Source organism: Enterobacter sp. RHBSTW-00975 (genome assembly GCF_013615235.1).
GTDB lineage: Bacteria > Pseudomonadota > Gammaproteobacteria > Enterobacterales > Enterobacteriaceae > Enterobacter > Enterobacter ludwigii.
On record NZ_CP055883.1, the window covers coordinates 3,479,459 to 3,492,228 of the forward strand.

Consider the following 12,770-nt stretch of genomic DNA (forward strand, 5'->3'; position numbering starts at 1 on the left):
ACTCTCTTTATCGGGGTTTAAGGAGAGCGTAACTGAGTCTGCCCTTCAGATACAACAAAGCCGGGTAAAAACCCGGCTTTGTCATGGAATGAGGCGGTGCCTAACTCGACGTTTCGCCCTGGCCTGATAAAGCAACGCTATGATCAGTAGTTGGACGGCAGGCACCTTTTTGTGCGTCATTCGAAGTTTATGTAGCACGTCCCGAAGGGGCTGACATAAGAAGGTGAATGAGCCACTGATTAATATTATGCAACACTCGTGCCATAATGCAAAACAATAAATTATCTTGTTGATATTTATGTATTTTATGCAATTATGCCGTTAATTGCCCGCTGAATGATTTCCAGGCTAAGTGTCGCTAAAAAGCAACACCTTAACGACAACCCACCACACCCTATACAATTCAATGAGTTAAATGTCTCCTTTTGGAGACACCACGAATAACGGATTGTCGCGGTTTTGCGACAGGCACAAAAAAGCCCGGTGGCGTTTTCGCTCACCGGGCCTGCTGTGGGAGTAGCGGTACGCTTAACCTAGCTGTTTACGCGCATTACGGAAGATACGCATCCACGGGCTGTCCTCGCCCCAGTTTTCCGGGTGCCAGGAGTTGCTCACGGTACGGAACACACGTTCCGGGTGCGGCATCATAATGGTCGCACGACCGCTTTCGCTGGTCACCGCAGTGATACCGTTCACCGAACCGTTCGGGTTAGCCGGGTAGGATTCTGTCACCTTGCCGAAGTTATCGACAAAGCGCAGCGCCACCAGGCCTTTGCTTTCAAGCTGAGCCAGATGAGCTGCATCGCGCACTTCAACCTGGCCTTCGCCATGGGAAACGGCGATGGGCATCTGAGACCCTACCATGCCCTGCAGCAGCAGAGACGGGCTTTGGGTCACTTCCACGAGGCTGAAACGCGCTTCAAAGCGGTCAGACTGGTTACGCACAAAGCGCGGCCAGGCTTCGCTACCGGGGATCAGCTCGCGCAGGTTGGACATCATCTGACAGCCATTGCATACGCCCAGCGCCAGCGTTTGCGGACGGTGGAAGAAGGTTTCAAACTCGTCGCGGACACGGCTGTTGAAGAGGATGGACTTCGCCCAACCCTCACCTGCACCCAGCACGTCGCCGTAAGAGAAACCACCGCAGGCGACCAGCGCCTGGAAATCTTCCAGGCCGGTACGCCCGGCCAGCAGGTCGCTCATGTGAACGTCGATGGCATCAAAGCCCGCACGGTAGAAGGCAGCAGCCATCTCAACGTGGGAGTTGACGCCCTGCTCACGCAGTACGGCCACTTTCGGACGCGCGCCGGTCGCAATGTACGGCGCGGCGATATCTTCGTTGATGTCGAAGGAGAGCTTCACGTTCAGGCCAGGATCATTGTCGTTAGCCTTCGCGTTGTGTTCCTGATCGGCACACTCCGGGTTGTCACGCAGGCGCTGCATCTGCCAGGTAGTTTCAGCCCACCACATACGCAGGGTAGAACGGCTCTCGCTGAACACCGCGTGGCCATCCGCTTCAATGACAAAGCGGTCGCCCTGCACGGCTTTACCCAGATAATGCACGCAGTCTGCCAGGCCGTGCTGAGCCAGTACGCTTTCAACCACGTCACGATCTGCGGCACGCACCTGAATCACCGCGCCCAGCTCTTCGTTAAACAGCGCCGCCAGACGATCCTCGCCCAGCGTCGCGATGTTCGCTTCGACGCCGCAGTGGCCGGTGAAGGCCATCTCAGCCAGAGTAACCAGCAGGCCACCGTCGGAACGGTCGTGGTAGGCCAGCAGTTTACGCTGTGCCACCAGGGCCTGGATGGCGTCGTAGAAACCTTTTAACTGCGCCACATCACGTACATCTGCCGGCTTATCACCCAGCTGACGATAAACCTGCGCCAGCGCGGTCGCTCCCAGTGCGTTATGGCCTTTACCCAGGTCAATCAGCAGCAGGGCGTTATCTTCAGTCACCAGCTGTGGCGTCACGGTATGGCGCACGTCTTCTACGCGGGCAAACGCGGAGATGATCAGCGACAGCGGAGAGGTCATCTCGCGCTGCTCGTTACCCTCCTGCCAGCGGGTCTTCATCGACATGGAGTCTTTACCCACCGGAATGGTCAGGCCAAGTGCCGGGCAGAGCTCTTCACCCACCGCCTTCACGGCTTCATACAGGCCCGCATCTTCGCCCGGGTGGCCCGCTGCGGCCATCCAGTTCGCGGAAAGTTTGATACGTTTAATGTCGCCAATCTGCGTTGCGGCAATGTTGGTCAGTGCTTCACCAACGGCCAGGCGAGCAGACGCGGCGAAGTCCAGCAGAGCGACCGGGGTACGTTCGCCCAGCGCCATCGCTTCACCGTAGTAGCTGTCGAGACTCGCGGTGGTGACGGCACAGTTAGCCACCGGGATCTGCCACGGGCCAACCATCTGATCGCGCGACACCATACCGGTCACGGTACGGTCGCCGATGGTGACCAGGAAGGTTTTCTCCGCCACGGCCGGCAGGTGCAGAACGCGATTGACCGCCTCAGCCACGGTAATGCCCTGACGATCCAGCGCTTTGCCAGCCGCTTTACGGGTCTCAACGTCGCGGGTCATCTTCGGCGTTTTACCGAGCAGCACGTCCAGCGGCAGATCGATCGGCTGGTTGTCGAAATGGGTGTCGCTCAGGGACAGGTGCAGCGCTTCGGTCGCTTCACCGATGACGGCATACGGGGCACGCTCGCGGCGGCACAGCTCGTCAAACAGCGGCAGCTGATCGGCAGCGACGGCCAGAACATAACGTTCCTGGGATTCGTTACACCAGATTTCCAGCGGGCTCATGCCTGGCTCATCACTCAGGATGTCGCGCAGATTGAAACGACCGCCACGACCACCGTCACTGACCAGCTCCGGCATGGCGTTGGACAGACCGCCCGCGCCTACGTCGTGAATAAAGAGGATAGGGTTGGCATCACCCAACTGCCAGCAGCGGTCAATGACCTCCTGGCAACGGCGTTCCATCTCCGGGTTATCACGCTGTACGGATGCAAAATCGAGATCCGCATCAGACTGACCGGAGGTCATAGAGGAGGCAGCCCCGCCGCCCAGACCGATGTTCATTGCCGGGCCACCCAGAACGATCAGCTTCGCACCAACTACGATCTCGCCTTTTTGCACGTGATCGGCGCGAATGTTACCGATCCCGCCAGCCAGCATGATCGGTTTGTGATAGCCGCGCAGCTCTTCGCCGTTGTGGCTCTCCACTTTCTCTTCGTAGGTACGGAAGTAACCGTTCAGCGCAGGACGTCCAAATTCATTGTTGAACGCCGCCCCGCCCAGTGGGCCTTCGGTCATGATATCCAGCGCGGTCACAATACGTTCCGGCTTGCCGAAATCTTCTTCCCACGGCTGTTCAAAGCCCGGGATGCGCAGGTTGGAGACGGAGAAACCGACCAGACCGGCTTTTGGTTTAGCACCCCGTCCGGTTGCGCCTTCGTCGCGGATTTCCCCGCCAGACCCGGTCGCCGCACCCGGCCACGGCGAGATCGCCGTCGGGTGGTTATGCGTTTCGACTTTCATCAGGATATGCGCCTGCTCCTGATGGAAATCATAGCGCCCTGCTTCGCGATCGGCGAAGAAGCGGCCCACTTCAGAACCTTCCATCACCGCGGCGTTGTCTTTGTAGGCAGACAGCACGTGGTCAGGCGTTTTTTCCATTGTGTTTTTAATCATTTTGAACAGCGACTTCGGCTGCTCTTCACCGTCGATAATCCAGTCGGCGTTGAAAATCTTGTGACGGCAGTGCTCAGAGTTTGCCTGAGCGAACATGTAAAGTTCGATGTCGTTCGGGTTGCGGTTCAGCTTAACAAACGCATCCTGCAGGTAGTCAATTTCGTCTTCTGCCAGTGCCAGACCGAGACGAAGGTTGGCGTCAATCAGCGCCTGACGGCCCTGCCCCAGCAAATCGACGCTCTGTACCGGCGCAGGCTGATGGTGGGAGAAGAGTTTCTGCGCATCGTCCAGAGAGGCAAAGACACTCTCCATCATGCGGTCGTGCAGCTCAGCGGCAACGGTTTGCCACTGCGCATCGGTCAGGGTAGACGCTTCAACGTAGTACGCCACGCCGCGCTCCAGACGGTTAATCTGGTTCAGACCACAGTTGTGGGCGATGTCGGTGGCTTTGGAAGACCAGGGGGAGATGGTGCCTGGACGAGGCGTCGCAAGGATCAGTTTGCCGGTTGGCGTATGGCTGCTCAGGCTTGGACCATATTTGAGCAGGCGTTCCAGCTGTACTCGCTCCTCTGCATTCAGGGGTGCATTCAGGTCAGCAAAATGGACATACTCAGCGTAAATATTGCTTACCGGAAGGTCGGCTGCCTGAAAACGTGCCAGCAGTTTATTGATACGGAAGGCAGACAGTGCAGGCGAACCACGCAGAATTTCCATCATAAGTCTCTCGTCTTCGAAGCGCCGGGGCGCTTACAGTGTGCGCAAGGGGGGAAAACGGGCGTCATTATAGAGAATCCTGAGCGTCGACGAAACCGTTTGCGTCGAAATAAAATCAACGTTTACGTTTAACAATAGATGTGACCTCTCTCTCTAATTTGTTGCCAAGTGGCGTAACTTTACGCAAAATGCCGCTCATTCAATGGCAAACCTTATTCTTAACATGGCTACAGCATACTGAGGCACCCGGCGTCGCAGAGAATTAACTAATTGAAAAAATTAAAGATTAATTATCTGCTCATCGGCATTGTAACGTTGCTGCTGGCAGTGGCCCTCTGGCCTTCCATCCCCTGGTTCGGTAAAGCCGAAAACCGTATCGCCGCCATACAGGAGCGGGGGGAATTGCGCGTCAGTACCCTCAACTCGCCGCTGATTTACAGCGACATTAACGGCAAAACGATTGGCCTGGATTATGAACTGGCGCAGCAGTTTGCCGACTATCTTGGCGTGAAGCTCAAAATTACCGTCCGTCAGAATATCAGCCAGCTGTTTGATGACCTGGATAACAACGATGCCGATATCCTTGCGGCTGGGCTGGTGTACAACAGCGAGCGCAGCAAGAACTATCAGCCAGGCCCGACCTACTACTCCGTTTCGCAACAGCTGGTCTACCGGGTCGGGAGCCTGCGCCCGCGAACGCTGGCGGCGATTAATGCACAACAGTTGACTATCGCCCCGGGTCATGTCGTGATTGACGATCTGCGTGAGCTCAAGGAGAAGAAATTCCCGGACCTGAGCTGGACCGTTGATCCTAAGCTCGGCACGACTGAGCTGCTGGACCAGGTAAAAGATAAAAAACTGCCCTATACCATCGCTGATTCGGTCGCGATCAGCCTTTTCCAGCGCGTGCACCCCGAAATCGCGGTGGCGCTGGACGTGACAGACGAACAGCCGGTGACCTGGTTTAGCCAGCTTGATGACGATCAGACCCTCTCTGCGGCGATGCTCGATTTCTTCAACACCATCAATGAAGACGGTACGCTGGCGCGTCTGGAAGAGAAATACCTCGGCCACGGTGACGATTTTGATTACGTCGACACCCGAAGCTTCTTGCGCGCGGTCGATAGCGTGCTGCCAGACCTGCAGCCGTTATTTGAGAAGTATGCCCAGGAGATCGACTGGCGATTACTGGCAGCGATCTCTTATCAGGAATCCCACTGGGATACTCAGGCCACCTCGCCCACTGGCGTTCGCGGCTTAATGATGCTCACTAAAAATACCGCTCAGAGCCTTGGGCTGACTGACCGCACCGATGCAGAACAGAGCATCAGCGGCGGCGCACGGTATCTGCAGGATATGATGGGCAAAGTGCCGGAGACGGTGCCTGAAGAGGAACGGATCTGGTTTGCGCTGGCAGCCTACAACATGGGTTACGCGCACATGCTTGACGCGCGCGCGCTGACGGCGAAAACGAAAGGTAACCCGGACAGCTGGTCAGACGTAAAACAACGCCTGCCGCTGCTGAGCCAGAAGCCGTGGTACAACAAACTGACCTACGGTTACGCGCGCGGGCATGAAGCCTACGCCTACGTGGAAAATATCCGTAAATATCAGATTAGCCTGGTGGGTTATCTGCTGGAGAAGGAAAAAGAGGCGGCAGAGGCAAATCAGCTGGCCCAGAGTTATCCGGTGGTGGCACCGGATGAACTTACTCGCCCGACAACTTCAATTCTGCCTTTTGTTGCTTTTTCTGCTGACGGCGCATTCGAAAGAAATCACTTAATAGCCCCGCACACTCTGGTGCAAGTACCCCACCGATAGTCTGCACCTGGTGGTTCATCCCCGGGTGTCCCAGTACGTCCATCAGCGAACCGGCCGCTCCGGTTTTTTCATCCCGCGCGCCAAAGACCAGCGTGCCGATACGGCTATGCACCATCGCGCCGGAACACATAACGCACGGCTCAAGCGTGACATACAGCGTGGTATCAAGCAGACGATAGTTTTGCAGCACCATTCCGCCCTGACGAAGGGCCATGATTTCAGCGTGCGCAGTCGGATCGTGACGGCCAATCGGGCGGTTCCACCCTTCCCCTATCACCTGGTTATTGTGGACAAGCACAGCACCCACGGGCACTTCCCCCTCGTCCCAGGCGCGCTGGGCAAGCGTAAGCGCATGGCGCATCCAGTATTCATGATCGCGTTCAGGGTTGCACAACGGTTGATACTCCAGTCTAAAAGCGGGCGGCATTATACACACCCGCTATAGATAAGACTATTCGAGTTGCTGAAGTTCGCCTGCGGGCGTGACGCGCCAGCGATGCTGGCAAAAATAGAGCAGCGGGTTGTCCTGCTTGCTGTCGCTGTAGCCGCTGTAAAGACGCAGTGGCGTACCGATTCGCTTCTCCAGTTGCACCACCTTTTCATGTCCCAGGCAGCGCATGGTCAGTACCCATCCGCCGTACCCGCGGGTAATTTGCGTGGCGATAAGATTCACCCGCGGCAGCCACGGGGTATCATAATAGACCTGTTCCACCAGCGCTTGCGGGGATCCGGTAATCAACCAGATGTCGGCATCGTTCGCGTCGAGATAGCTGGTGAGCCTTGCCTGAACAACCGGAAACGCGGTCACATGCCCGCGAAACCAGTGCACAAAGTCCTGCTGAAGCTGTTTAAGCCGCGCTTCGCTGCGTCCAAAGGTACAGCCCCAGAGCAACAGGCTCATTGGCCAGCGCGCTGCCCGGCCTTTTAGCAGCAGCGCAATGCCAATTACGGGTAAGAGAGGTAATACGAGCAGCGCATTCAAAGGCTGACGCCGCAGCAGGTAGCGCATAAACGTACCAAACATATCCTGCTGATGCAGCGTACCGTCCAGGTCGAAAAAAACAACGCGACGCTCGTGATTTGCCAAACCTTACTCCTCTGGATCGTTGAATCCTAACAGCCAGGTAAACAGGAACCCGGCGATCACCGCTACCAGATAGCCTAACAGATAGAGCATAACTTTTCCGGTCACGATGGTGAGCGCCAGCGGCAGCCCGGAGATCCCGAAGGTGATCACCGTTGCCACTTTCCAGTAGCTGATCAGCGCTCCGCCTACCGCCCCTCCCAGGCAAGCACCGAGGAACGGTTTCCCCAGCGGCAGCGTGACGCCGAAAATCAGCGGCTCGCCAATTCCGAGTAATCCGACCGGCAGCGCACCTTTGATCACTTTTTTCAGCCGCGCGTTGCGGGTTTTCATCAGTACGGCAATCGCCGCCCCGACCTGCCCCACGCCAGCCATCGACAGGATGGGCAGCAGCGCGTTGTAACCGTGCGCCTGCACCAGCTCGACGTGGATCGGCACCAGCCCCTGATGCAGACCGGTCAGTACCAGCGGCAAGAAGGTGCCTGACAGCACGGCACCCACTAACAGACCGCCGCGATCGATAGCCAGCGATGCGCCATGGGCGATGGCCTCAGAGATCCAGCCCCCCAGCGGTTGCAACGCCACAATAGCCACGCTGCCGGTGATCAACGTCGTTAACAGTGGATTGAGGATCAGCTCAATTGATCCAGGCAGGAGGGTGCGCAGTTTCTTCTCGATCCAGCACATCAGGATGACCACCAGCAGCACGGCAATCACCCCGCCGCGGCCAGGCTGGAGCGCGTCACCAAACAGGGTTATCTGGGCCAGTTGTGGGCTGGACAGAATACCTGCCATCACCCCGCCCATGGCCAGCGAGCCGCCAAAGACCTTCGCGGTGTTGACCCCCACCAGAATGTTCATGATGGCAAACACGGCGCTGCCGAAAATACCGAGAATGCCTAATAAATTAGGATACTGGGTCGCGAAGTCCCCTACGATATCCGGACGCTTAAGAATATTGATGATCCCGGTGATTAAGCCAGAGGCAATAAACGCTGGGATCAGCGGAATAAAGACGTTGGCCAGTTGTCGCAGCGCATCGCTCATGGGGGCTTTGTATCGGGCCTTTGCCTGCGCCTTCGTACGTTCGACGTCATCGATCGCCACGCTCTCGCCGCCGACCATCAGCGCACGCATGGCATCCACAACCTGCGCCGCCTTTCCCGGCCCGACAATCAGCTGGTGCTGTTGCCCCTGTTTAACGTAACCACTCACGCCGGAAAGCTGCTTCAGACGCGGCACATCAAGCTGCTCGTCGTTATGCACCTCGACGCGCACGCGCGTCATGCAGTTTTCCAGACGCTGAATATTTTTTTCCCCACCGATCCCCTGCAGGATATCGCTGGCGAGCGCTGCTGTTTTGTCCATACACGCCTCTGTTAGTTTTCTAATGCCGCCCGTAAGAACCCGTTATGGGCATTGAGCCTTGCTCTGGCGGCCGCAGCGTCCAGTCCGCTCAGGATCATCAGAATGGCCGGTTTAACATCGTGATCGGTTTGTTTCAGTACCGCTTCCGCCTCTTCGCGGCTTGCTCCCGTCGCCTCCATAACCATACGGCAGGCTCTGTCCACCAGCTTGACGTTGGTCGCTTGCATATCCACCATCAGGTTCTGATAAACCTTGCCAAACTTCACCATCGCGCCAGTGGAGATCATGTTGAGCACCAGCTTTTGCGCGGTGCCGGATTTCAGACGCGTAGAGCCGGTTAACGCTTCCGGGCCGACAACCGGAGAGATAGCGATAGCAGCGACCTGCGCAATCGGCGAGCCAGGATTACAGGAAATCGCCACCGTGGTGCAGCCCGTCTTGTTGGCATACTCCAGACCGCCGATAACGTACGGCGTACGCCCGGAAGCCGCCAGCCCAACAACCAGATCCTGAGCGGTCAGATTTAGCCCCTTCAGGTCATCCTCACCGAGCTGTTTGTTGTCTTCCGCTCCTTCCACGGCTTTCAGCAGCGCGCCAGGGCCGCCAGCAATCAACCCGACCACCAGACCGTGCGGCACACCAAACGTTGGCGGGCATTCAGAGGCATCCAGCACACCAAGACGCCCGCTGGTTCCGGCGCCCATGTAGATAATGCGACCACCGGCCTTCAGTGCTTCCGCCGCCGCATCGACGGCTTTCGCCACCTCCGGTAATGTCTCTTTCACTGCCTGCGCGACCAGCGTATCCTGTTGATTAAAACGGTTAACCAGCTCCAGGGTGCTGAGCGCATCCAGATCCATGGTTTGTGGGTTACGCGTTTCAGAAACAAGTGAGCCAAGATTCATCTTTTGTACCTCAAGAATTTTTAATTCATAATAATCTCACTATAATGGAATATAAAATTCATTCAGGCGAGCAAAATTCGTATTTGCGCAGACAATCACAATTTCGCCAGGAGAACCTATGAACTGTTTAATTCGCATTCGTCAGCGTTATGCAGGCTTTGCTCAAAGCGACAAAAAGCTGGCGGATTTTCTGCTCTCTCAGCCCGACCATGCCCGCCATCTCAGCTCGCAGCAGCTGGCGAGTGAGGCCGGAGTGAGTCAGTCGAGCGTGGTGAAATTTGCCCAGAAGATTGGCTTTAAAGGCTTCCCGGCTCTCAAGCTGGCGATTAGCGAAGCACTGGTGAGTAACCCCAATCCGCAGTCGATGCCGGTGCATAATCAGATTCGTGGCGATGACCCGATGCGTCTGGTGGGAGAGAAGCTCATCAAAGAGAATGTCGCGGCCATGCATGCCACCCTTGATGTGAATACCGAAGAAAAATTACTGGAAAGCGTGGCGATGCTGCGTGCAGCGCGACGTATTATTTTGACCGGGATAGGCGCGTCCGGACTGGTGGCACGTAACTTTGGCTGGAAGCTGACAAAAATAGGTTACAACGCCATCGTCGAGCAGGATATGCACGCCCTGCTGGCGACCGTGCAGGCGATGGATGCTAACGATCTGCTGCTGGCGATCTCCTATTCCGGCGAACGCCGCGAGATCAATATGGCTACCGATGAAGCCTTACGCGTAGGCGGTAAGATTCTGGCCATCACCGGGTTTACTCCCAACGCGCTGCAGCAGCGGGCTACGCGCTGTTTATATACTATCGCGGAAGAGCAGGCCACGCGCAGCGCGGCGATCTCCTCGACAAGTGCGCAAATGATGTTGACCGACCTGCTGTTTATGGCCCTGGTGCAACAGGATCTGGAGCATGCGCCAGAGCGTATCCGGCACAGTGAAGAGCTGGTAAAAAAACTGGTTTGAACAGGTAATGAGCGTATAATGCCCGCCCTGTTTGTGTTGTTTCTGAGAATTTCCTGATGGCGCTGTTAATCACCAAAAAATGCATCAATTGCGATATGTGCGAACCGGAATGCCCGAACCAGGCGATTTCGATGGGCGAGAGCATTTATGAGATTAACAGCGACCGCTGCACTGAATGCATCGGCCACTACGAAACGCCGACCTGTCAGAAAGTGTGCCCAATCCCCAATACCATCCTGAAGGATCCGGCACACGTCGAGAGCGAAGAGCAGCTTTGGGATAAGTTTGTCCTGCTGCATCACGCGGACAAACTTTAACTTTCGATAATCACCGTCGCGCAGGCGTAGTGGCGTTCATCGGCGAGCGTCACATGCATGTGATTTACGCCGAGTTTCTCTGCCAGCGTTTGCGCCTCACCCCATAAACGCAGGCGCGGTTTACCCAGCTCATCGTTAAACACTTCAAACTGATTAAACGCCAGACCGTTACGAATACCGGTGCCGAAGGCTTTGGCTGCCGCCTCTTTGACGGCAAAGCGCTTGGCCAGAAAACGTACCGGCTGCTGATGCGTCTCCCAGATGGCCCATTCGTTATCGCTCAACACGCGTCGTGCCAGGCGATCGCCGCTACGGGCGATCACCGCTTCAATGCGGGCTATTTCAACGATATCGGTGCCTAAGCCCAGAATAGCCATTACTGACGCGCTTCCAGCATCAGGCGTTTCATTTCTGAGACCGCCTCTTTCAGGCCACTCATTACCGCACGGCCAATAATAGCGTGGCCGATATTCAGCTCATGCATTTCTGGCAGGGCTGCAATAGCCTTGACGTTATGGTAGGTCAGGCCATGCCCGGCGTTAACTTTCAGCCCCAGGCTCGCGGCATAGGTAGCCGCATTGGCGATACGCTCCAGCTCTTTGGCCTGCGTAGTTTCGTCTTTCGCATCAGCGTAACAGCCGGTATGAATTTCAATATAGGGCGCGCCCACTTCGGCAGCCGCTTTGATCTGTGCTACATCGGCGTCGATGAACAGAGAGACCAGGATACCCGCCTCAGCCAGACGCTTGCAGGCATCACGCATTTTGTCGCGTTGACCCGCTACGTCCAGGCCCCCTTCGGTGGTCACTTCCTGACGTTTTTCCGGTACCAGGCAGCAGAAATGCGGCTTCGTCTCGCAGGCAATCGTCAGCATCTCTTCCGTGACCGCCATCTCCAGGTTCATGCGGGTGTCCAGCGTCTGACGCAGAATGCGCACATCGCGGTCGGTAATATGACGGCGGTCTTCACGCAGGTGAACGGTAATGCCATCGGCGCCAGCCTGCTCAGCGATGAACGCCGCCTGAACCGGATCGGGATAAGCCGTGCCGCGTGCATTACGCAGCGTGGCGATGTGATCAATGTTGACGCCTAACAGTAATTCAGCCATGACAATCCTCGGTATTTTAGTTCGTGTCCCTGCCTCCCTCAGTGAGAGGGCTGGAGCGAGGGTCTGATACGTTAACGTTTCGGCATAAACTGCCTGAACAATTCGCGGCTCTTTAAGGGCTTGCCGCCAAGATACGGCTTGAGCGCAATCCGGGTAAAGCGTTTTGCTGCGCGAAGGGTATCCTGATCGGGAAACTCACGCGCATACAGCGCTCTAAGCTGTCGCCCGGTAAAGGTGCTGTTATCTATCACGACGCTGGCGATAAAGCCTTTTTCTTCACGGTAGCGATAGGTCATCGCATCCTCTACCTCGTCTCCGCTCCCTGCACAATGCAAAAAATCGACCCCGTAGCCCAGGTGTCCGAGCAGCGCCAGTTCAAAACGACGCAGGGCAGGTTCGGGCGTACCGGTAGCGCCGGCCAGCGCCTGGATACAGTGCAGGTAATCAAAGAAAAGTTCAGAGAAGCGAGTCTCATGCTCCAGAACACGTGAGATGAGTTCGTTGACATAGAGACCGCTGTACAGCGTGATACCAGAAAGGGGGAGCGCCAGAGAGACGGCTTCGGCACTGCGCAGGGTTTTGACTTCCCCACGCCCGCCGAAGCGTACCAGCAGCGGAGTGAAAGGCTGTAAGGCGCCCTTCAGGCCGGAGCGTTTGGAACGTGCGCCTTTAGCAACAAGGCGCACACGGCCCGACTCTTCCGTGAAAACGTCCAGCATAAGGCTGGTCTCGCTCCACGGACGGCTATGGAGGACAAAGGCACGCTGCCATCCATCCACGATGTTCA

11 protein-coding genes are annotated in these 12,770 nt (G+C 56.6%); 3 read left to right on the plus strand and 8 right to left on the minus strand.

The annotated features are described in order from the left end of the window. Positions 1 to 528 precede the first annotated feature (528 nt). Positions 529 to 4,416: a phosphoribosylformylglycinamidine synthase gene (purL, locus tag HV340_RS16660; RefSeq protein WP_063924702.1), complete on the minus strand. Its 3,888-nt coding sequence runs from the start codon at positions 4,414 to 4,416 to the stop codon at positions 529 to 531. Between the two features lie 267 nt (positions 4,417 to 4,683). Between purL and mltF the strand changes: the two genes are divergently transcribed. Next, the gene (gene mltF, locus HV340_RS16665; protein ID WP_014171200.1) at positions 4,684 to 6,234 is read left to right on the plus strand and encodes a membrane-bound lytic murein transglycosylase MltF; all 1,551 of its coding nucleotides are present in this window, start codon (positions 4,684 to 4,686) and stop codon (positions 6,232 to 6,234) included. On the opposite strand, the gene tadA is transcribed toward mltF, so the two are convergent. From tadA to murQ, 4 genes are read right to left on the minus strand one after another with little or no spacing between them, the layout of a single operon-like run. Next, positions 6,122 to 6,661, minus strand: a complete 540-nt coding sequence (gene tadA / locus HV340_RS16670; RefSeq protein WP_020883010.1) for a tRNA adenosine(34) deaminase TadA — start codon at positions 6,659 to 6,661, stop codon at positions 6,122 to 6,124. The genes mltF and tadA overlap by 113 nt on opposite strands. A gap of 24 nt (positions 6,662 to 6,685) precedes the next feature. Next, entirely contained in the window at positions 6,686 to 7,321 is a 636-nt protein-coding gene (yfhb, locus tag HV340_RS16675) for a phosphatidylglycerophosphatase C (protein ID WP_020883009.1), read from the minus strand. A 3-nt stretch (positions 7,322 to 7,324) separates the two neighbouring features. Then, positions 7,325 to 8,686 carry a PTS transporter subunit EIIC gene (locus HV340_RS16680; protein WP_063924701.1) on the minus strand — a complete coding sequence of 454 codons (1,362 nt, stop codon included), beginning with the start codon at positions 8,684 to 8,686 and terminating at the stop codon, positions 7,325 to 7,327. Positions 8,687 to 8,697: 11 nt separating this feature from the next. After that, positions 8,698 to 9,591, minus strand: a complete 894-nt coding sequence (gene murQ / locus HV340_RS16685) for an N-acetylmuramic acid 6-phosphate etherase (RefSeq protein WP_014171205.1) — start codon at positions 9,589 to 9,591, stop codon at positions 8,698 to 8,700. Positions 9,592 to 9,709: 118 nt separating this feature from the next. On the opposite strand from murQ, the gene HV340_RS16690 reads away from it, so the two are divergent. Further along, the gene (locus HV340_RS16690) at positions 9,710 to 10,558 is read left to right on the plus strand and encodes a MurR/RpiR family transcriptional regulator (protein ID WP_014171207.1); all 849 of its coding nucleotides are present in this window, start codon (positions 9,710 to 9,712) and stop codon (positions 10,556 to 10,558) included. Positions 10,559 to 10,614: 56 nt separating this feature from the next. Next, positions 10,615 to 10,875, plus strand: a complete 261-nt coding sequence (locus tag HV340_RS16695; RefSeq protein WP_020883006.1) for a YfhL family 4Fe-4S dicluster ferredoxin — start codon at positions 10,615 to 10,617, stop codon at positions 10,873 to 10,875. Here HV340_RS16695 and acpS read toward each other — a convergent pair. The 3 genes from acpS to recO form a co-directional block, all read right to left on the minus strand. Next, positions 10,872 to 11,252 carry a holo-ACP synthase gene (acpS, locus tag HV340_RS16700; protein ID WP_014171209.1) on the minus strand — a complete coding sequence of 127 codons (381 nt, stop codon included), beginning with the start codon at positions 11,250 to 11,252 and terminating at the stop codon, positions 10,872 to 10,874. The genes HV340_RS16695 and acpS overlap by 4 nt on opposite strands. Then, positions 11,252 to 11,983 (minus strand): pyridoxine 5'-phosphate synthase, encoded by a 732-nt coding sequence (gene pdxJ / locus HV340_RS16705; RefSeq protein WP_014171210.1) that lies wholly within the window; start codon positions 11,981 to 11,983, stop codon positions 11,252 to 11,254. Before pdxJ ends, acpS begins: the two co-directional genes overlap by 1 nt. A 71-nt stretch (positions 11,984 to 12,054) precedes the next feature. Beyond that, positions 12,055 to 12,762 (minus strand): DNA repair protein RecO, encoded by a 708-nt coding sequence (gene recO, locus HV340_RS16710; RefSeq protein ID WP_014171211.1) that lies wholly within the window; start codon positions 12,760 to 12,762, stop codon positions 12,055 to 12,057. Between the last annotated feature and the right edge of the window lie 8 nt (positions 12,763 to 12,770).

What these genes read in the sequence shown, in the direction of transcription:
- purL (WP_063924702.1), bottom strand. Translation starts at nt 4,416, where the DNA reads ATGATGGAAATTCTGCGTGGTTCGCCTGCACTGTCTGCCTTCCGTATC.
- tadA (WP_020883010.1), bottom strand. Translation starts at nt 6,661, where the DNA reads ATGCCGCCCGCTTTTAGACTGGAGTATCAACCGTTGTGCAACCCTGAA.
- HV340_RS16680 (WP_063924701.1), bottom strand. Translation starts at nt 8,686, where the DNA reads ATGGACAAAACAGCAGCGCTCGCCAGCGATATCCTGCAGGGGATCGGT.
- murQ (WP_014171205.1), bottom strand. Translation starts at nt 9,591, where the DNA reads ATGAATCTTGGCTCACTTGTTTCTGAAACGCGTAACCCACAAACCATG.
- HV340_RS16690 (WP_014171207.1), top strand. Translation starts at nt 9,710, where the DNA reads ATGAACTGTTTAATTCGCATTCGTCAGCGTTATGCAGGCTTTGCTCAA.
- HV340_RS16695 (WP_020883006.1), top strand. Translation starts at nt 10,615, where the DNA reads ATGGCGCTGTTAATCACCAAAAAATGCATCAATTGCGATATGTGCGAA.
- acpS (WP_014171209.1), bottom strand. Translation starts at nt 11,252, where the DNA reads ATGGCTATTCTGGGCTTAGGCACCGATATCGTTGAAATAGCCCGCATT.
- pdxJ (WP_014171210.1), bottom strand. Translation starts at nt 11,983, where the DNA reads ATGGCTGAATTACTGTTAGGCGTCAACATTGATCACATCGCCACGCTG.